Source organism: Psychrobacter sp. Cmf 22.2, from assembly GCF_001921745.1.
Lineage (GTDB): Bacteria > Pseudomonadota > Gammaproteobacteria > Pseudomonadales > Moraxellaceae > Psychrobacter.
The window spans coordinates 87,128-108,568 of record NZ_MRYA01000006.1; the positions used below are offsets into that span (position 1 = coordinate 87,128).

A 21,441-nucleotide genomic window follows, 5' to 3' on the forward strand; every position below is an offset into this window, starting at 1 on the left:
AGCGGATATAAATATGAATACAGACTCACAGAAATTATCAACATCTGGCAGTGATCGAGATAATAAAGAAATCGATCTCTCAAGCCTACTTGGGTCGTTGTTACGTGGCTGGAAAACCTTGCTTTTTTTCACTCTGTTGGGGTTAATAGCAGGAATATTATATACCCGCTACGTCAATCCAACGTTCCAATCAGATGCCTTGGTACAAATTGATGCCAATCCGCAAGGTGTCTCAGCACTGGGTGAAAACATCTCTAACTTGGTTGGCTCTGGGATTAGTCAGTCTCAAGAAGAAGCTCAATTAATAAAATCACGAATGGTATTAAAACCAGTCGTTGATTCATTGCACTTACAGATTCGCCTAAAAAATCCTGAGATTAACGCGATAGATAGAATAGTAGAGGATCGAATCAACACGCCTGTGCATTCTGAAGAGGGAGTGTCATTACAGACTGAAAGTGGCGAAGTAACAGTCAGTCAGTTTGATGTATCAGAAGAATACCTAGATCAAGGTTTTACTCTAAGCAGATCCGATACGGGTTTTGTATTAAGTAGTGGCGTAGATACTTTTAAAGGCCAGCTTAATCAGCCACATCAATTTAAAGGCACAAAAGGTCCAATTGAAATTACGGTAGAAGACCTACCCTCCAATGGTCAGCCTATTGGTATCACTAAGCAATCGTTAAAAATCACAACAGATGCCATAAACGGTAATTTGACAGTTGAAGAAACAGGCAATATGACTGGTCTTATTCAGTTGTCTTTGACCGGACCAAACCAGCAACAAACGACCTTGATTCTAAATGAAATCGTCATGTCTTATGTTAATCAAAATAAGGCTCGTAGCTCTGAAGAAACCACCAAAACGCTCGATTTCATGGAAACACAAATTCCTGTCCTAAAGCAAAAGCTTGAAGAGTCTGAAGCAGCGTTTAACGAGTTTCGTAAAAGATACGGTACTATCGATGTTGCTCAAGAAGCCCAGCTATTGTTAGCTGAAGAATCTCGAATCGATGGTCAGTTGAGTGATCTAAAGCTTCAACAAGCAGAACTATCTACTTATTACACTGATGAGCATCCATTGGTTGTTCAGATCAACGATCAATTGAGAGTATTAAACAACAGAAAGCAAGAGATCAACAATACGGTTGCAGGCTTGCCTGAGATTCAAAGAGAGTTTTTAAAGTTATCAGAAGATGTCGATATCAATAGAGAGATTTATCTCACTATGCTCACAAACTATGAGCAACTAAAAATCGTCAAAGCAGGTCAGATCGGTTATGCACGCATTGTTGACTTGCCTGTTAGTACTTATAACGCTATCGCACCAAAAGATAAGTTAGTGATTTTGTTAGCTACTGTATTAGGCGCGATATTAGGTGCCCTGATAGTACTACTTAGAAGTGCAATGCGTAACGTGGTTCGAGATCCTGAAATGGTCGAGTCTAATACGGGTGTTCCAGTGATAGCAACAGTGCCGCGCTCAAAAGCACTAAACCGTCTAGGCAAAAACAAGCGCGTGACTAACAGATTATTGTCTTACTCTGATCATAATAGTGCAACTTATGAAGCCATAAAAAGTCTAAGAACCTATCTAATGTTTGGTATGCCAAGCATCGCCAAGTCCAATCAACGCAGCCGTGTCATCGTTGTCACAGGCGAGAGTCCAAACGTTGGTAAGTCTTTTATCGTTGCAAATTTAGCAGAAGTCTTTGCCCAATTGAACAAAAAGGTTCTGGTCATAGATGCAGACATGCGCCTTGGTAGTCTTCATAACGTGTTCAATATGGAACAAGACACAGGTCTTACAGACTTCTTTACAGAAGAGCAAAGTACAGCGGTGAGCATCACTCATCCTACTAATATAGACAATCTTGATTTTATTCCACGTGGTCACAATGCTCGTAACCCATCTTCAATGCTAGCCAGTGAGAAGTTTGGTGGTTTGATGAACGAACTGGCGGCTCATTATGATTACATCATTATTGACACACCACCTGTGCTCGCAGCCACAGATGCCGTCATACTTTCTAAATATGCTGATCAAGTAGTAATGGTAACTCGTCACAACGATTCGCTAGAAGGTCAGTTGAATTACGCTGTCAAGCAGATGAATAAAGCAAATATCGAGGTAGATGGCATCATTATCAATGATCTGCAGCAAGGTATCTTGAGTAAGAATAGCTATCACTATACTTACACTTACGGTAACGCCCAATAATATCGATAACACAACCAGTTGAGTATTATGTCTATGAAGCCAGAGCTTAATAAAACGTATTCTGCAAATAACAACACTGGTAATCGGTTATATAGTACTGCCCAGCGATTGTTAGAGATGCCACGTGTTGCAAAGCGTGGGGTCTTTCTGACCACAGATATTGTGATGTCAATGGTCTGTTTATTCTTTGCCTTGGCCTTACGGTATGGCGATATTGCTAACCATCTGAGTCCTTTAGCACTGTTTTTATATGCCCTACCGCCTGTTGTTGGCCTTTATTTCATAGGCTTTTACAGGGGTGTTGCCCGTATCTTCTCTGATAGAGTCATGCGCAATGTATTACAGTTATTTATAGTACTGATTATTGCGTATGAAGTGATGAATTTCTTCGATATCTTAACTGATATACCGCGTTCAGTTCCTATCTTATACCTATTCTTATTTTTTGTTTGGTTGTGGGGCAGTCGCTTAAGTATACGAGAGTTACTAGAGCGTAGTAATGGTGGTCAGCCTAACCGCCTTAGCGATAAAGAAACTCAAGAGAACGTTATCATTTATGGAGCAGGTGCAGCAGGTAGAGAGTTGTTCGATGCGTTAGAGCGCTCAAATAAATACCGTACGGTCGCTTTTGTCGATGACAATCAACAGCTGGCTGGTGGTTACTTATTGGGTAAGAAGATTCATGACGCTGCTGAAACAGTAGAGTTGGTAGATAAGCTAGAGGTCTCACAAGTATTTTTGGCCATGCCTTCTATTAGTCGCGCGCGTCGCAGACAGATTATTGAAGAGTTTGCAGAAGTATCGGTCAAGATTAAACAGCTGCCAAGCTTACATGAGATTGCTGCTGGACAAGTGACCGTAAGCACGATGCGTCCTGTCGATATTTTGGATGTACTAGACAGACAAACCGTTGAGCCTGACGCTGTTCTATTGAGCAAAAATATATCAGGTAAAAACATATTGGTTACTGGTGCTGGTGGATCTATTGGTAGTGAGCTATGCCGGCAAATAATCAAAAACAAACCTCAGTGTCTCATTCTTTATGAATTGTCTGAATACGCTTTATATAGTATTCATCAAGAGCTCAAAAACCAGCAAACGCTCAACCCTGATTATAGTGATATTCAAATCATTGCCATGATTGGCAATGTGACCAACGAAGATAAGCTTATTAGGGTCTTTAAGAAATATAAGATTCATACGGTATATCACGCCGCGGCATATAAGCATGTACCTATTGTTGAGCATAATCCTTTTGAGGGTGTCATCAATAATGCTAAAGGAACTTATCACTGCGCTTATGCAGCCCTGCAAGCCAAAGTTGAGACCTTTGTACTTATCTCTACTGATAAAGCTGTCAGACCTACCAATGTCATGGGTGCATCTAAACGTTTGGCTGAGCTTGTATGTCAAGGCCTGAGTCAAGTTAATAGTAAAACCTGCTTTAGCATGGTGCGCTTTGGAAATGTACTTGGTTCTTCAGGGTCGGTCATTCCATTATTTACCAAACAAATTGAGCAGGGCGGTCCGATTACAGTGACTCACCCAGATGTAACCCGTTACTTTATGACTATTCCAGAAGCGGCAAGTTTGGTGATTCAAGCGGGCGCGATGGCGACAGGTGGTGAAGTATTCGTATTAGATATGGGAGAGCCTGTAAAAATCGTAGATCTTGCTAAACGTATGATTTATCTAACAGGTTGTAAGCTTAAAGATAAAAATAACCCAGATGGAGATATGGAGATTGTCGTCAGCGGACTCAGACCTGGAGAAAAACTCTACGAAGAGCTTATCATCGGTGATGACAATGTAGAGCCTACTCAGCATCCCTTGATTCGACAGGCGATGGAGCAAAGCTTCCCGCTAATGGATATCGAAAATATGCTGTCTCAATTAACCCGTAGATCGCAGCCACATGATGTGGAATGGCTAAAAGAAGAGTTCAAATATTTTGTAGAGGGATATCACGAAGGTTCAGCGCCTTCATAAACCTTCTCAAATAAAACAACCATTACGCTAAATGATCAAAACTATTTTATAAACTTATCTAGTAAGGAACGTTATGAGAAACATCAAAGATATAAAGATAGCAGTTATTGGCCTAGGTTATGTGGGTCTACCTCTAGCAGTTGAGTTTGGTAAAAAAGTCCCTGTCATAGGCTTTGATATCAATGCAAATCGTATTGCAGACTTGCAATCAGGTACAGACCATACACTAGAGGTGAGTGATAAAGAACTAGCGCAAGCGACACATCTGAGCTATACCTCAGATATTCAAGCGCTCAAGGACTGTAACTTTTTTATCGTTACCGTACCGACGCCTATTGATGATTTTAAACAACCTGATTTGACACCTTTAATCAAAGCTTCAACAGCGATAGGTAGCATTATCAAAAAAGACGATATCGTTGTTTATGAGTCTACCGTTTATCCAGGGGCAACAGAAGAAGTATGTATCCCTGTCCTTGAAGACGTGTCTGGCTTGGTATTTAACCAAGACTTTTATGCAGGTTACAGTCCTGAACGTATCAATCCCGGTGACAAAGAGCACAGAGTTGTCAATATTTTAAAAGTCACTGCAGGCTCTACACCTGAAATAGCAGATTTTGTAGATGATGTATACAACCTAATTATTATCGCCGGTACTCATAAAGCTGCGAGTATTAAGGTTGCAGAGGCAGCAAAGGTTATTGAAAACACTCAAAGAGATGTAAACATTGCTCTGATTAACGAGTTGGCCGTCATTTTTAACAAGATGGACATCGATACCGAAGCGGTACTTACTGCAGCAGGTACTAAATGGAACTTTTTACCGTTCCGTCCAGGTCTGGTTGGTGGGCATTGTATCGGTGTTGATCCTTACTATCTAACGCATAAAGCACAGGCTATCGGTTATAACCCTGAGATCATTTTGGCTGGTCGTCGTCTTAACGATGGTATGGGAGAGTATGTTACGACTCAGCTCATCAAAAATATGATCAAAAAACGTATTCAAGTAGAGGGTGCAAAGGTACTTATACTTGGACTAAGTTTTAAAGAGAACTGTCCTGATGTACGTAACACCAAAGTTATCGATATTGTTCATGAGTTAAAAGAATATAACATCGAAGTCGATATTTACGATCCTTGGGTAGATAAAGAAGAAGCTCAGCGTGAATATGGCATCACACCAGTTAGTGAGCCTCAAGCAGGAGACTATGACGGTATTATTCTAGCAGTTGCTCACTCAGAGTTTACCGATATGGGCGTCAGCAGTATCAGAGAGTTAGGTAAAGAAAAACATGTGCTATATGACTTAAAATACGTATTTGCAAAAGATGAAACTGATATTCGTCTGTAAATACAAGATATATAGATAATAAGGAAGTACCATGACGCAATATGAACAAACAACACAAGAACTAGCAAGTAATCCAAAGCAATGGTTGGTTACTGGCGTGGCAGGTTTTATTGGCTCAAACTTACTTGAGACCTTATTAAAGCTGGATCAAACCGTAGTAGGCTTGGATAACTTTGCAACAGGCCATCAAAAAAACCTAGATGAAGTACAGTCATTAGTATCTGCAGAGCAATGGCAACGTTTTCGCTTTATTGAAGGCGATATCAGAAAAGTAGATGACTGCCATAAGGCTTGTGAAGGTGCGGACTACGTATTGCACCAAGCTGCACTAGGCTCTGTTCCTCGCTCTCTTGCAGACCCTATTGCCACTAATGAGACTAACATTTCAGGATTTTTAAATATGTTAGTTGCAGCGCGTGATGCAGAGGTTTCAAGCTTTACTTATGCTGCAAGTAGTTCAACGTATGGCGATCATCCTGCATTACCTAAAGTAGAGGACGCTATTGGTAAGCCACTATCTCCGTACGCAGTGACCAAATACGTTAACGAGTTGTACGCAGAAGTGTTTGCACGCAGTTACGGTTTTAAGTCTGTCGGTTTACGCTATTTTAATGTGTTTGGCAGACGTCAAGATCCAGACGGTGCTTACGCTGCGGTCATTCCAAAGTGGACAGCTGCAATGATTGCTAATGATGAAGTCTATATCAACGGTGACGGCGAAACCAGCCGTGATTTTTGTTATATCGACAATACCGTACAAGCGAATATACTAGCAGCAACATCTACCAATACTGAAGCCAAGAATCAAGTCTACAACGTAGCAGTAGGTGATAGAACGACGCTAAATGATTTGTTCAACTCCATTAAGTCAGCATTAGCAGGAAATGATGTGAAGTATGATAAAGAGCCTGTATATCGAGACTTTAGGGAGGGTGATGTAAGACATTCTCAAGCAGATGTGACTAAAGCAAAAAACTTATTAGGATATAAGCCTCAGTTTGATATTAGTCAAGGTATTGATAAAGCCATGCCTTGGTACGTTAAGTCGTTAGCAAATTAATAGTTGAGTTTTATGATTAGTAAAGTTCGCACCATGCTACGTAATAAAGATACTAGCCAACTGCTAAAAAACTTTTTTTCACTAGCAGTTTTAAAGCTTGTTAATGCTGTATTACCCTTCGTTACTTTGCCTTATTTAATTAAGGTATTAGGGATACAACAATATGGAGCGATCGTATTAGCACTGTCATTAATGGCTTATTTTCAAGCAGTGACAGACTATGGTTTTAATCTATCAGCGACACGAGAAATTGCAAGGCATCGAGCCAATAAGAGACAACTAAGTTTTATTTACAGTAAAACAATTATTACTAAAATGTACTTACTGTTGTTCTCTTTAGCTGTGTTAGTACCGATAATTCTGCTTGTACCACAGTTTAAAGAGGATTTACTCGTATATCTATTGATGTGTTTGATGCTTATAGGTCAAACCTTATTCCCTGAATGGTTTTTTCGGGGTGTTGAAAGAATGGGTTATATAACGGTTTTAAATCTTATAGTTAAGCTTTCATTCACTATAGGAGTTTTTATATTGATCAAAGCTCCACAAGACTATTGGATATATCCATTCTTATTAGGGATAAGCTATATTATAGTATCATTAATTTCACATTATATAATAATAAGTAAATTCAATTTAAAGTTAATTTTTGTAGGCATTAAAAGAGTTAAAAAGACATTAAGGATTGGTTTCCCATTATTTATAAATCAATTCGTTCCGAATCTTTTTAACAATACTACCAATTTTCTTGTAGGAATGATATTGGGTAAGGCATCTGCAGGTTATTTTGGTGCTACAAGACAAGTTGTACAGTTATTGACTGTCTTTAATTCTGTGGTATCAGGTGTGGCTTTTCCATACTTAATTAGGTATAAAGAAAAGTTTGACATCTTTAGCAAGTATTATTTAATTTTGATAGCAGCTATTTCAGTTTTCTTATTAGTAGTACATCAGTATATTTTTGATATTATTGGTATAAAGTATAGTTTTGACTCAGAAGTCTTTTATATTCTCATTGCTGGGTTTTTAGCTATTGTTTTCTACAGTGTTTACTCTACTAACTATCTAATCTCAAGAGGTTACGATAAGATAGTAATGAGAATTACAATAATAGCATCAACAATAGGATTTATATTATCGTTCCCGCTTATTTATAAGTTTGGACTATTGGGGGGAGCTACTAATATATTTATAGGTCAATTAATTTTAGGATCTGGATCCTACTTCTATTTCAAAAAAATAAACGAGGGCGTAAAGCATGAAAGCTAAAAAAATTGTAAAAAATAAAATTGTTCGGAGTTGGAGGTTTTTGTCAGCATATTCTGCATTTCATAGGCTTCATAAATCAATATATAACTCTCCCGGCTTCCAAAAAGTAAGTCTAACAAAAGATGAGAAGACGGAATACCGTAATTATTGGAAAGCTGTATCTCCAGTTATTAACTTCAAGACAGTAGAGATATCAAAATCATTATCTGGATCCTTCAATAAGCGTATTATTCCTGAAGAGTTTTATAGCTTATATCTTGAAAGATTCTTAAATAATGAAAGAAATGTTGGGTTTCTAGCGCATAAAAGCGTATATAACAAATGGTTTGGTAGAGGTATTTTCCCAAAAGACTTCTTTCATAAGCTAGATGGTAGTTATTATACGTATGAATTCAAAGCTATAGATGATATTGAAGCGTTTATTGACAAAGAGATTGATGATACTGACTTTCCTATTGTGATTAAGCCTAATAAAGACAGTTATGGTGGTAAGGATGTTTACTTTGTTGATAGCAAGGAAGATATTAAAGAAATTATAAAACAACATCCTAACTTAGTAGTCCAAGAAAAGATAGAACAGTCTGAACTAATCAATGCTTTTAATAAAGATAGTATAAATACTGTTCGTGTAAGTTTATATAAAGATAAAGATAATGTAGTACATATGCTCAATTCCGGTATACGTATGGGAAAAGATGGAAGCTTGGATAATGTATCTGATGGCGGAATTGTCTGCAGTATAAAACTCAATGGAATACTGAATAAGTATGCAACCGATATAGATGAAACAAAATATTTAAGTCATCCTAATTCAGGTTTTGTGTTTGAAGGGAAGAAATTCCCACTATACCAAGACTTGGTTGAAGCCAGTAAAAATATTGCTAGATCTGTTATAGGTGCTCGTATAATCAGTCTTGATATGGCCCTAGACTCTACTGATAAATGGCGATGTATAGAGATAAATTTGTTTGGTCAAACTATAAGAATCCCACAAAACGCAGGGGAGTCATTCTTAGGTGAATATACTGATGAAATTATCAGTGATTTAATTAAGTCTAGAAGATGATATATTTTTACTAATGTTTTATCTAATAATGACATCAAATTCACAATATATAGTTAAAAAATATACTTTCATAGATAAAGTTATATTATTTTTAGGTAAAAAATGGAAATGTTAATTGTAGAGGCTTAAGATTATGAAGGTATATATCGCTACACTACCTAATGGATTTTTTGGTAGTACTGGTCAAAGTTGGCAGAGTCTAGATGTCAATAAGGTGTCAAGTCTTTTGAATTTTGATAGTGAGATTATAACTATCAATGACCTTATGCATATTGACTTTGATAAAACGGATATAGTTTTTTACACTTCTAGTGATGAGGAGAATATTAGACTATATCTAAGAGATGTCATGTATTTCATTAATAAAAAATGTAGAATCATACCGAGTTACGATATACTTATGAGTCACGAAAATAAAGGATTTCAGGAGTTGTATAGAACTGAATTAGGTTTTGGTGATTTAAAAGGAAACTACTTCTTTGATATTGATGACTCTAACTTACCATTACCAAAAGTATTGAAAACAGTAAGTGGAGCAGGTAGTAGTGGTGTATTTTTAGTAAAGAATGAAAAAGATCTATTAGATATTAAGAAAAAGCATTTCAATGTATCGAATAAGAGAAAAGTAATAAAATTTCAACGAAAAATTAGATTACAAGCTGAAGAGTTTTTAATATACAACTACAGGCATAAAGGGTTTAATAGGTTTGTTGAGCAAGACTTTATACCTAATTTAGCGAATGATTTTAAAATTTTAGTATTTGGTGACAGGTACTATAGTTTAAAAAGAAATATTAAAGAGGGTGACTTTAGAGCGAGTGGTAGTGGACTATTTGAGCACATAAAGCCTCCAAAAGAAACCTTGGATTATGCAAAGAGTATATTTGATAAAATTAGTAATCCTTATGCTTCGTTAGATATTGCTCAGTCATCTGATGGTTGTCATTTAATAGAATTTCAAGGCACTAATTTTTCACCGGGAACCTTATTGAAAGCGCCAAGTAGATATGTTTGTACAAATGGAGAGTGGGTTAAAGAGAAAAATAATCAAGATCTTGAGGAAAATTTCGCATATGCACTAAATTTTTTTATAAAAAGTAATGAATCGATATCCTTACAAAATATTTTAAATATGAAATTTAAAAATGAAAGTTTGAAAGTTTTATAAGAACGTAGGAAGAAGATAAAGATAATATATCTCAAACACTATTTTTATATAAGAATAATTAAAGTTTTTACAGTATTAACCATTTTTTAGAATATTGAAATGGATATGAGATTTATCTTGTTCTTAAAGGGCTATGTTGGAAAAGAAAAATTACTAAGCAAAGAAAAATTTCCTTACAACTTGTTAAATTATGTGGAACGTAAAAATGCCTAAGAAAATAGTACACGTTATTATTGGATTGAATGTAGGAGGTGCTGAGCTGATGCTTAAGCGTCTGGTACTTCACAGCCAAAAAACGGGAAAATTTCAACATGTTGTTATTTCTTTAACGGATAGCGGTGTTATTGGTCCAGATTTAGAAAATCAGGGGATAAAGGTATATAGTTTGGGTATGACGTCTACTCCTTCAGTACCCAAAACCTTTTTTAAATTGAAGAAGTTACTTAAAGAACTCAAACCTGATGTCGTACAAACTTGGATGTACCATGCTGATTTTTTAGGTGGTCTAGCTGCAAAAAGTGTAGGTATTGATAATATTATTTGGGGTATCCGTACTACAGATGTATCTCAAGGTGCTTCAAAGCAAACGGTCTATCTTAGTAAAGTATGCGCCAAGCTATCTTATTACGTTCCTAATTCCATAGTTTGCGCAGCACATGTATCAAAAAATTACCATATCGGTATTGGTTATGACAAATCTAAGATGATGGTTATTCCTAATGGTTTCGATATAGAAGCCCTCTCTTCTACAAAGGAAGATGGACTCAATATTCGTAAAGAGATTGGTTTATCCGCGGATGACACTGTTATTGGATCGGTAGGAAGGTTTAATCTAGTTAAAAACCAAAAATTATTTATAGACGTTGCTGCTAATTTGGTAAAAGATTTTCCAGATTTAAAATTTATGTTAGTAGGAAGGGACAACAACGCAGAAAATACAGAGTTGATGTCTTGGATAACACAACATGATTTAGCAGATAATTTTAAACTATTAGGACAAAGAGACGATGTGCCTAAGTGTCTAAAAGCGATGGATATCTTTTGCTTGCATTCAAAAACTGAAGGGTTTCCAAATGTAGTGGGCGAAGCGATATTAGCAGATACGACATGTGTAGCAGCTGATGTTGGTGACGTAGGTGTTTTATTGGACAAAGAATCTATCGCACTGAGTAACAATGTAGTTGGCATTAGTCATGCTATAAAGAATTACCTTAGTTATTCAAAAAGTGCCTTGATAGAAAAAGCAGATAAAAATAAAAGAAATGTTATAGATAAATACTCTATAAAGAATGTTGTAAATAATTTTCATGAGTTATATTCAAAAGACAAAAACTAATTGACTTTATTGTAGTAAATTATATGAATATAAAAGCCCCTAAGTTCATTAGTGTAAACTCGTTTGTATTGAGTTCAATACTTGTGATATTTATTGTAAGTTTTTCAAGTTTGGCACCTTTACGAGCGCCACTGGTGGTTTTGCAGTTTTGTCTTTTTTATTTTTTTATAATATATAAACATAAGAAGATAGTAGCAAATAAAAGTTTAATTGCTATTTTCTTTCTTGTGCTATTTATTGTAATACAGAGCATTATTTTCCAAGGTAGTGTGTTGATTATTTTTCAATCTATAGCTATGGTTTTATTTTTATTCTTTGCATCTCAAATAGCGTTGACTGAAGGGACGAATTTTTATAATAAAGAGCAGTATAAAAAGTTGTCTAAGACGCTACTTATTTTACTACCGCTTTTTCTTATAAGTTTTACAAATTGGTCTGATTTCCGAAAGCCGGGTTTGTTCATGAATCCAAATATTACCAGTCACTTATCTGTAATGTTACTACCCTTTGTACTTCTGGGTTTAGATAAAAAAAGATATAAGTTTCTAGGTATCGGGACAGTCTTATTGATCCTAGGTGTTACCGCTTCTAGAAGTGCAACTTTGGCATTTGTATTAAGCTTGTTATCTTATGCTTTTGTTACAAAATTTCCTAGAAGTAATTTTTTCTCCTTATTTGTAGTAATAGCAACTGCACTGGGTTTATCTATTTATTCTGTTGAGATCGCAGATTGGGTATCTGGTAACTTTTCTAATGTAGCGAGTTCATCTGATTCAAGGTTATTAGATACAGGTTACAATGGGCGTGATGTACTCATGCAGCTAGCACTGGAAAGATTTAAGAGTCAACCTATTATAGGTTTAGGCTTTGATGGTGTTAAATTTGAAATTGATGGACATGAACTTGGGACACATAATGGTTTAGTAGAGACGCTAATAAAGTTTGGGATTATCGGTACTTCTATTTTTACAGCATTTTGTTTATCTCTAATCTGGATGACTTCTAAGCATACGGCTCGATTTAAGGCCGCTACAACAATGTCACTTGTAGCGATATTTTCTTTATCTACTAATAGTTCAACCTTTCTTTTACTCAATTATTTGTTCATTTATACCGTTCTCTTAGTTTATCTTGGTTATAGAGTAAGGAATGCAAACGTTCAAAAACTTTCTGTCGAACATTAATTCATTTTATTAGAGTAATTTATGAAATTTTTAATTATAGCAAGCTATGCACCTTCCTTACTTAATTTTCGCGGTGCTCTATTGGCTGCTTTACAAGATGCAGGATTTGAAGTCCATGTTGCTGCTCCAGGACTTCAGGATCATATGAAGGTTGTTGAGCGTCTTGAGGCCCTTGATTACGTGGTTCATGATGTTCCTATGCAACGTACAGGTACTGACCCTATCAATGATGCTAAAACTCTGGGCACTTTATATCGTTTAATGCAAGAGATTAAGCCTGATTATGTGCTCAGTTATACCATCAAACCAGTCATTTACGGCATGTTAGCTGCTTGGCTTGCTAAAGTACCTCACCGTTTTGCCCTGATTACGGGGTTAGGCTACGCTTTTCAGCAAGTTGAGGTAGCAAAAAAACGCACCAAACTACAAAAATTAATTCATGAACTATATCGTCGTGCTTTATCTAAAGCCGACAAAGTGTTCTTTCAAAACCCAGATGATGAAATGTTGTTCCGTGAGTTAAAGATCGTATCTAAGAACGCTGATACTTGTATCGTAAACGGTTCAGGTGTAGATGTGTCGCAGTTTAACGTTGTGCCTTTAACTGAACAATCTGCGCCAAGGTTTTTGATGATTGCTCGATTATTATGGGATAAAGGGGTCCGTGAATATGCACAGGCAGCCCAACAAGTTAGAAAGACTCATCCTGAGATAAACTTTGATTTGGTAGGTTGGCTTGATACCAATCCCCACGCTATTAAACAAACTGAGCTGGACGAATGGATTGCAGAAGGAACGATTAACTTCTTAGGTAAGCTGGACGATGTACGACCAGCTATTGAAGCAAGTTCTGTTTATGTATTACCGTCTTATCGTGAAGGCACTCCTCGCACAGTATTAGAAGCAATGTCTATGGGCCGAGCAGTGATTACTACAGATGCGCCAGGCTGCCGTGAAACTGTTGTAGATGGTGATAATGGTTTTTTAGTACCGGTAAAAGATGTTGATGCTTTAGCTCAAGCGATGCTTCGTTTTATTGAAGAGCCTGAATTAGCTGTAGAGATGGGGGAGCGCTCACGGACTATAGCTGAAGAAAAATATGATGTGCACAAGGTTAATGCCAAAATGTTGGAAGAGATGGGTCTATAGTCACTCCTCTCATAAGTTTATTGTCGCACGTAGAAATGTCATGAAACTGATTATATTGTTGCGAGACGAAGATTAAAAAATATAGTAATTTTTATAACACACTATAAACGCATATTTAAGCTATAAGGTTTTCTATGAAACGCTGTTTTGACTTTCTTATAAGTATTTTTATATTGGTTATATTATCTCCGCTGCTCATCGTAACTGCGGTATTAATAAAATTAACCAGTAAAGGCCCACTGTTTTTTAAACAGCAACGAGTGGGTAAAAAAGGTAGAGTATTTTCAGTCTATAAGTTTAGAACCATGACGGACAAAGTGAGAGAGATTAAACAGACTTTCAACGATGATCCCGAGGTTACTAAAGTTGGTAAGGTAATACGTAGACTAAAGATTGATGAATTGCCACAGCTTTTTAATGTAGTTAAAGGCGATATGTCTTTGGTTGGGCCAAGACCTTGCTTGCCAAATCTAGTGAAAGAGTTTAATGAAAGTGCAAAGAAACGTTTATTGGTTCGTCCGGGTCTAACGGGATTGGCACAAGTAAATGGGAACATTCATTTAACTTGGGAAGAGCGCTGGGAGTTTGATAAAGAGTATGTCGAAGGACAATCACTTCTATTGGACTTAAAAATTCTTTCTAAAACAGCATTGATAGTTTTGCTTGGTGAGAAATGGGGTAAAAAATAATGAGAGTTGGACTGATTGGTGGCGTGGAGTCAAGCGCTCTTACCCTACAGAAACTACATGAGCATGGATTAGACGTAGTCGGAGTATTTGGTTATAAACCGAATATAACCAAATTCGTCAGTGGGCACTGTGATTTGGAACCATTTTGCTTAGAAAATTCAATCAGTTTTACGCCATTTACGAAAATTAATGACCATATTGAAGAGATACAGTCTTTAGAACTTGACTACTTGTTTGTCGTTGGTATTTCTCAATTGGTGTCTAAAGATATCATTCAGGCTCCTAAATTAGGCGCTATAGGTTTTCATCCGACTAAATTACCTGAAGGAAGAGGTCGGGCGCCTTTGGCTTGGCTTGTCCATGAAGCGCAAGAAGGAGCAGCTACCTTTTTTATGCTTGAAGAAGCTGCCGATGCTGGCGCTATTGTAGCGCAAGAAGGATTTGACGTTTCTGGTGAAGATACGGCCAAGAGTGTAAAAGAAAAAATCCATCAAGCCATGAGTCTAGCGTTAGATTCTTTATTACCTCAGTTAGCTAATGGTGAATTAATAGCTATTGAACAAGACGATTCATTAGCGACAGAATTTGGTATTAGAAAGCCTGAAGATGGATTAATTGATTGGTCCTGCTCAGCATACGATATAGACCGTCTTATCAAAGCTGCCTCTGAGCCACATCCTGGTGCTTTTACTTTTTCAGGTAATAATAAACTAGAAGTAACATCTAGTAGAGTGGAACAAAATCTAAAAATAAAAGGTGTTCAAGGTCGTATCTTGAAGAGTCAAAAAGATGAGTTCTTGGTTCAGACGGGTAAAGGGCTTATTTGGATTACAATTGCTTTTGATGATTCAAGCAGACTGAGAGTAGGAAGCTTGTTGGGCTACAAAGTTGAGCTTGAGATATACGAGCTTAAAAAACAAATTGCAGAGTTAAAAGAGATTATTGGGAAAATGTCATGAAAAATGTTTTAGTAGTAGCGCCTCACGCTGATGACGAGGTTTTAGGGTGCGGTGGCACAATAGCGAAACATGTACGCCATGGAGATAATGTATACGTCGCGATCATGACAAATGCAGCAGTTGGTGCGCCAGAGCTTTTTAACTCTGAAAGAATGGAGTTTGTGCGATCCGAAGCGTTGAAATCTCATGAGGTATTGGGAATAAAAGAAACTGTATTTTATGACTTTCCTGCGCCGCAATTGGAGCAGTATCCACAATACAAAATCGCTGGTACTTTGAACGCTTTGATAAAAGAAAAGAATATAGACACTCTATATATACCTCATAAAGGTGATTTACATCTCGATCATGGTGCTATATACAACGCTTGTCTTGTGGCTGCTAGACCATTACCAGGTCAGAGTGTTAGGCACATTTATGCCTACGAGACACTATCTGAAACAGAGTGGGGCCACCCAACAGTAGAGGCTGTTTTTATTCCGCGTTACTTTAATGTGTTAAGTGAAAATGATTTTGCCACTAAGATCACTGCTATGGAATGCTTTTCTAGTCAACTCAAAGCGTTCCCGAATACGCGATCTATTAAAGCAATAGAACATCTAGCCGCTCTTAGAGGCGCTTATGTTGGTGCAAATACGGCAGAAAGTTTCGACGTTATTAGAAGTATCAACGATTAAACCACCAATTTTATCTTCGCGTCTTATATGATCTTTTGATGCTTAGGACAAAGAAGACATAAATGCAAGTGATAACGTGACAATGAGCAGGTTTACTGATAACTCGCAATAAGGAAAAAAAATGCAGCAGTTAATTGGAATATATGGTGCAAGTGGTCATGGGAAGCAAGTTGTTTCTTTATTAAAGTTGCAATACCCTTTGCTTGATAAGTCCCGTATCGTATTTATTGATGATTCGGGTAAGCTTGATACGCTTATGAATCATAAAGTACTAAAATATGATGAATTTTTACGCGATCCCTCTAAGAATAAAGCAGTAACGATCGCCATTGGTGATAGCAGGGTTCGTGAGTTGCTGGCAGACAAGCTTGAACAAGACAATATACCTGCGCTCTCTGTTCATGCGCCTACTACTATTATCTTAGATCCTGACACAATAGAGATAGGTAAAGGTAGCATTCTCTCACCCCATGCATGTTTAACCAATACCATGAAGATTGGGAAGTTTTTTCATGCCAATTTGTATTGTCATGTATCTCATGACTCTGTGATTGGGGATTATGTGACTTTTGCGCCTAGAGTGAGCTGTAGTGGTAATGTGCATGTCCATGATCATGTATACGTTGGTGTTGGGGCGGTTATCAAGCAAGGAACAGCAGATAAGCCTTTAGTTATTGGTAAAGGCGCAATTATTGGTATGGGTGCTGTGGTTACCAAAGATGTTCCAGCAGGCGCTGTTATGGTTGGGAACCCAGCCAGAGCCTTGATTAAGTAAGTGCTGATATCTGCTTTGCGTGCTAGAGCTAGTAACAGGATATAAATATGGCCTTTACGTTAGCGCATATGGCTGCAGCATTGCCATTTTATCGTAATAAAAAGAAAAACCGTAGCATACGCTGTTTTCATTTTGAAGCATTGCTCATCGGTACTATGATGCCAGATTTCCCTTATTATATTGGTGCTAGTAGCGCAACAGGAAACTTATCTCATCAATGGATGGGTGTGTTTACTTACTGTTTACCTTGGGGATTGACAATATTTGCATTGTGGAATTGGGGTCTAAAACCTGCTGCTTTCGCTCTAGTCCAACCGTTTTTGATAAAACGGGCAGCAAAGTCTTTTAATCTAAAAGATGTAGACAGCAAAAATAGTCGTAATAAGGTTAAAAGGTATTTTACTGGCTATGCTAATAGATATTGGTCGTTTGCAGGTATCAAAAAACGAGTCCTACATAAGGTAAAGTCTTTTTATCTGCCAGTAGTACTAAGTTTAGTATTCGGTGCATTTACGCATCTGATATGGGACGGAATTACCCATGCTGATGGCTCTATTGCTCGTCATATTGACTGGTTACAATACCCTTTGTACTTTTTCCCATTTAAGGGAACAAGTATCGCTAGGTTGTTACAATATCTAAGTTCAATAGTAGGGTTAGGAGCGTTATTTTGGTTTGCCTTATTACGGGCAAAGGACTGGCAGATTAACACCAAAGACGTCGCTGAAGAGACAGAAACAGATACTATAGTAACGTTAATGTTTTCCAAAAAGCAGAGTGTAATAATCATTGTTTCAATGACTACTTTATGTTTGGTATGGGGTATACAGGCAGTCTTAAATTGGTATCCGTCTTTGACTAGCAGTCCATATAGATTTGCAGCAGGGGTGTCAGTCAGTTTACTAAAAAGAGTTACTTTATTATGTGTTAGCTATACTGCTTTATATCATCTGACATATTTTCTTCAAAATACATATCGACAATATAAGAAGTAATAAAGTAGTTCGGTTGCATAATATAGTTATAAAGGTTTTTACTGTATTGAAAATGCATAGGGATTTTCAGACAGAGCTTTGATGTAATAGCATTGGTTGTTTTTTGTACAGTTAATATAACATGATTTTTAAATTATTTATTTACTTTATAAAACAAAAGTCATTCCCAGAAATCTAATTAAAAATGTATACAAAAATATAGCCAATCTATTTAATTTAATTCGTAATATGACTAGGATTTTCTAATATATTCGGATTTAAGAATATATAATTTTACTAGATTATTTACATATCAAAACTTGGAAACGTCATGATTCTTATACACAATGCGCTCATTAACAATATAAAACGCTCTGAGGCGGCTTATAAAGTTTATCAGAAAGGTTTGACCTATCATCAGGCCTTGCATGTTTTTCATGCCAATAAAAAGATATACGACGAGCTTATACTATTATTAAATAATAATAGTCTAGATACTTCCATGAGCAAAAAAATCTTTAATTATATTTTTTATCTCGAAGATTGGTTTGTACAATTTTCAAAATTAGAAAAAGAAGTCGATAGTCTTGAAGATTGTTTTTCTTTTGAGTCGCTCAAGAATAGTATCGCTTATCCAGAAAGTTTTCTTGATGACGTTATAAAGTAAAACATTGTTTTTATGCTTTATATAAAGCAGCGCATAACGAAGTAAGAGCATTTGAGAATAGACAGTTAATTTAGAAAAAAATGAAGTATTATTGTTCATCGATCTTATAATAAATAAGGAAGCTATATGCTAAATTCGCCTTTTTCACCTTGGCCAAGTTTTACACAAGAAGAAGCTGATGCGGTCAGTAAAGTTTTATTGTCTAATAAGGTAAACTATTGGACAGGGCAGGAATGTCGTCAATTTGAGCAAGAGTTCGCTGATTGGGCAGATAGTAAGTATGCCATCGCATTAGGCAATGGTACTTTAGCATTGGACGTAGCGTTGCAGGCGCTAGATATTGGCGAAGGTGATGAGGTCATTGTGACGCCACGTACCTTTATTGCCAGTATTTCTAGTGTGGTAAATGCGGGTGCTACTCCTGTGTTTGCTGATGTTGATGAGTCTACTGGTAACATTACTCCAGAGACAATTGCTGCCGTTATAACTGATAAAACAAAAGGTATTGTATGTGTGCATTTAGCAGGCTGGCCATGCGATATGGATGGCATGATGGCGCTTGCAGATAAGCATAACCTATATGTCATTGAAGACTGTGCGCAAGCACATGGCGCGTATTATAAGGGCCGTAGTGTCGGTAGTATCGGACATGTTGGCGCATGGAGCTTCTGTCAAGACAAGATCATGACAACTGGCGGCGAAGGCGGTATGGTCACTACAAACGACGAGAATCTATGGCGTAAGATGTGGGCGTATAAAGATCACGGTAAGAGCTATGCTGCTGTGTATGAAAAAGAGCATCCACCTGGCTATCGTTGGTTGCATGAAAGTTTTGGTACTAACTGGCGCATGACTGAGATGCAAGCCGTAATAGGACGTATTCAGCTTGAGAGAATGCCAGATTGGACCGCTAAGCGTACTGCAAATGCTCAAGCAATTTTACAGGCTTGTACTCAATGGGAAGATAAAGGGTATTTGCATGCACCAAAGTTAGAAGAGACACCAGAGTTTGCAGATTCCAAGCACGCATACTATAAGCTCTATGTTTATGTGAACGCTGATAACTTACCTGATGACTGGTCACGCGACCGTATTATTGAAGAAATCAATCAATTAGATGTGCCTTGTTTTTCTGGGTCTGCCTCTGAAGTCTACTTAGAAAAAGCATTCGATGGTACAGGGCTGCGTCCTGAAACCAGACTGCCAGTTGCAAAAGAACTTGGGGAGACAAGTTTGATGTTCTTAGTACATCCAACGCTTACCGAAGCTGAAATCAAAAAGACGGTTGAAGCAATCAACACGGTATTCAATAAGATAGTTAAATCAATTTGACCATAACAGCTAACGCTCTAATCACAAATCAAGACCTGCCACCAATAGCTGGTATATCTGGCATTGGTGGTAACTCATCTAATTTAGTCAGTCCAAATGCATCTAAGAATTGCGGTGTCGTATGGAGTAGAGCTGGACGACCCAATGTTTCTTTATAACCATCCTCAATGATCCAGTTTTTATCGAACAGTTGCCGCAGTATGCCGCTCGATAGCGTCACACCGCGTATATACTCTATGTCGCTGCGAGTTACTGGTTGTTTATAAGCAATGACACTTAGCGTTTCGAGCAGCGCTTGACTCAGGCGTTCTTGACGTTGCGGAAAGACGCGCTGTATCAACGCACTGTAGCTATCCGCTATTTGTAGGCGATAACCGCTAGCAGTCTCATGTAAGCTGAGGACACCAGTGTCTAAGCGCAGCTGTAGTAGCTCTAAAGCTTGCGTTAACTCTTTACCAGACAAAGATAAATGCTTCTTGATAGAATTTGCAGTGAGCGGAGCTTCTGAAGCATGTAGCAGTACTTCTATGTGTTTGCTAATCTCCTCAAGATGCAGGTGCTTAGTATCTGTCATTAAACATTCTCTTTTCAAAACTGTCAGGCCAGCCATTGTAACTTTATTGGTTCGATTGGACTGGCAAGCTCGTTATTAATAGTAGCCTCATCTGTCAAATCAGCACTCACCACACCAACCAACTGCCGCTTTATCAGCTCTAGTACCGCAACGAAGCTGACTACAATCCCTATCTTACCTTGTGCTTTATCTAATAGCTCATAAAAGGAGTGTGTGCCATCAGCATCAGTGCTGAGCTGCCGGCTGATACTGGCAATACGATCAGAGAGGGGAACGGCATCAACTTTGATAGAATGCATTTGATAGTCGGGTTGTAGTTGCATTTTAAATAAGCTATCAATCAATAAGTTTGGAGAGTAGCTGGGCAATTCGGCAGTCATAACATCTTGGTTAGGCATACTCACCATCGCCAAAAACACATCACGTTCAAGACGAATAAGCGTATCTAGACGCTCGCTGGCTGCTTTAATTTGCGCATATTCCTCCAGACGCTCAATGAGCTCTGCTTTTGGGTCGCGCTCATCGCTTGGCGTTTCTGAAGAAGGTAATAATAGCTCGGTTTTAATCGCAATCAGTGTAGATGCCATCAGCAGATAGTCACCCGCCAACTCAAAATGATCGGTATCCAACTCACTGATATAAGCCAAATACTGCTCAGTAATGGGCAGAATTGGCATTTGCGTCAAGTCGACATTGTTTTTTTTGACCAGATACAATAAAAAGTCTAATGGCCCAGCAAACTGTTCTAGCCAAATGGCAAAGGCACCAGGTGGTACGTACAGATCTTCTGGCAAGTGCTGCACTGGTGTCTGATAAATACGTAAAGACATGTCATTGACAACTGAGCCGTTATCTTCGCCTTTAGTATAGAAAGGCTCAGTTGTTTGATACGCGTCTACAGAAAAAACAGCCTTTGACAAGACTGCTTGTTTATCTTGTGGTTCAGTTTGCACGTTTAGCATCCATCCTGATACGACAAATTATACCAATCAACCGATCGT

Annotated in this window: 19 protein-coding genes; 17 read left to right on the plus strand and 2 right to left on the minus strand. The window is 37.6% G+C overall.

Annotated features, from left to right (window positions below; all coding sequences use genetic code 11):
* Positions 1-13 precede the first annotated feature (13 nt).
* The 17 genes from BTV98_RS10790 to BTV98_RS10870 all read left to right on the plus strand — a co-directional run bounded on the left by BTV98_RS10790 (position 14) and on the right by BTV98_RS10870 (position 19,866).
* Positions 14-2,221, plus strand: a complete 2,208-nt coding sequence (locus BTV98_RS10790) for a polysaccharide biosynthesis tyrosine autokinase (RefSeq protein ID WP_058368380.1) — start codon at positions 14-16, stop codon at positions 2,219-2,221.
* A gap of 27 nt (positions 2,222-2,248) precedes the next feature.
* Complete coding sequence (locus BTV98_RS10795; RefSeq protein ID WP_083606192.1) at positions 2,249-4,210, plus strand: nucleoside-diphosphate sugar epimerase/dehydratase; 1,962 nt, start codon at positions 2,249-2,251, stop codon at positions 4,208-4,210.
* A gap of 73 nt (positions 4,211-4,283) precedes the next feature.
* Entirely contained in the window at positions 4,284-5,561 is a 1,278-nt protein-coding gene (gene tviB, locus BTV98_RS10800) for a Vi polysaccharide biosynthesis UDP-N-acetylglucosamine C-6 dehydrogenase TviB (protein WP_075103594.1), read from the plus strand.
* A 31-nt stretch (positions 5,562-5,592) separates the two neighbouring features.
* Positions 5,593-6,621, plus strand: coding sequence for an NAD-dependent epimerase/dehydratase family protein (locus BTV98_RS10805; protein WP_075103595.1), 1,029 nt, complete (start codon positions 5,593-5,595; stop codon positions 6,619-6,621).
* A gap of 33 nt (positions 6,622-6,654) precedes the next feature.
* Complete coding sequence (locus tag BTV98_RS10810) at positions 6,655-7,890, plus strand: flippase (RefSeq protein ID WP_227511710.1); 1,236 nt, start codon at positions 6,655-6,657, stop codon at positions 7,888-7,890.
* A complete protein-coding gene (locus BTV98_RS10815) occupies positions 7,880-8,956 on the plus strand; it encodes a sugar-transfer associated ATP-grasp domain-containing protein (protein ID WP_058368382.1) in 1,077 nt (358 codons plus the stop codon). Before BTV98_RS10810 ends, BTV98_RS10815 begins: the two co-directional genes overlap by 11 nt.
* 133 nt (positions 8,957-9,089) lie before the next feature.
* On the plus strand, positions 9,090-10,124 hold the full coding sequence (locus BTV98_RS10820) for a RimK family alpha-L-glutamate ligase (RefSeq protein WP_075103596.1): 1,035 nt from the start codon (positions 9,090-9,092) through the stop codon (positions 10,122-10,124).
* Positions 10,125-10,329: 205 nt separating this feature from the next.
* Positions 10,330-11,460 (plus strand): glycosyltransferase, encoded by a 1,131-nt coding sequence (locus BTV98_RS10825; protein ID WP_058369823.1) that lies wholly within the window; start codon positions 10,330-10,332, stop codon positions 11,458-11,460.
* Between the two features lie 23 nt (positions 11,461-11,483).
* Positions 11,484-12,644, plus strand: a complete 1,161-nt coding sequence (locus BTV98_RS10830; protein ID WP_058369816.1) for an O-antigen ligase — start codon at positions 11,484-11,486, stop codon at positions 12,642-12,644.
* A 21-nt stretch (positions 12,645-12,665) separates the two neighbouring features.
* Positions 12,666-13,793: a glycosyltransferase family 4 protein gene (locus BTV98_RS10835; protein WP_058369817.1), complete on the plus strand. Its 1,128-nt coding sequence runs from the start codon at positions 12,666-12,668 to the stop codon at positions 13,791-13,793.
* Between the two features lie 134 nt (positions 13,794-13,927).
* Complete coding sequence (locus BTV98_RS10840) at positions 13,928-14,482, plus strand: sugar transferase (RefSeq protein WP_058369818.1); 555 nt, start codon at positions 13,928-13,930, stop codon at positions 14,480-14,482.
* Complete coding sequence (locus tag BTV98_RS10845) at positions 14,482-15,441, plus strand: methionyl-tRNA formyltransferase (protein ID WP_075103597.1); 960 nt, start codon at positions 14,482-14,484, stop codon at positions 15,439-15,441. The genes BTV98_RS10840 and BTV98_RS10845 overlap by 1 nt, the downstream gene beginning before the upstream one ends.
* Entirely contained in the window at positions 15,438-16,118 is a 681-nt protein-coding gene (locus BTV98_RS10850) for a PIG-L deacetylase family protein (protein ID WP_058369144.1), read from the plus strand. The genes BTV98_RS10845 and BTV98_RS10850 overlap by 4 nt, the downstream gene beginning before the upstream one ends.
* Before the next feature lie 121 nt (positions 16,119-16,239).
* A complete protein-coding gene (locus BTV98_RS10855; protein WP_058369143.1) occupies positions 16,240-16,893 on the plus strand; it encodes an acetyltransferase in 654 nt (217 codons plus the stop codon).
* Positions 16,894-16,940: 47 nt separating this feature from the next.
* Positions 16,941-17,888 (plus strand): DUF4184 family protein, encoded by a 948-nt coding sequence (locus BTV98_RS10860; RefSeq protein WP_058369142.1) that lies wholly within the window; start codon positions 16,941-16,943, stop codon positions 17,886-17,888.
* Positions 17,889-18,198: 310 nt separating this feature from the next.
* A complete protein-coding gene (locus BTV98_RS10865) occupies positions 18,199-18,534 on the plus strand; it encodes a hypothetical protein (protein ID WP_075103598.1) in 336 nt (111 codons plus the stop codon).
* 126 nt (positions 18,535-18,660) lie between these two features.
* The gene (locus BTV98_RS10870) at positions 18,661-19,866 is read left to right on the plus strand and encodes a DegT/DnrJ/EryC1/StrS aminotransferase family protein (protein WP_075103599.1); all 1,206 of its coding nucleotides are present in this window, start codon (positions 18,661-18,663) and stop codon (positions 19,864-19,866) included.
* Between the two features lie 28 nt (positions 19,867-19,894).
* Here BTV98_RS10870 and scpB read toward each other — a convergent pair whose 3' ends face one another.
* Positions 19,895-20,440, minus strand: a complete 546-nt coding sequence (gene scpB / locus BTV98_RS10875; protein ID WP_058369139.1) for an SMC-Scp complex subunit ScpB — start codon at positions 20,438-20,440, stop codon at positions 19,895-19,897.
* Positions 20,441-20,463: 23 nt separating this feature from the next.
* The gene (locus tag BTV98_RS10880) at positions 20,464-21,270 is read right to left on the minus strand and encodes a ScpA family protein (protein WP_058369147.1); all 807 of its coding nucleotides are present in this window, start codon (positions 21,268-21,270) and stop codon (positions 20,464-20,466) included.
* Between the last annotated feature and the right edge of the window lie 171 nt (positions 21,271-21,441).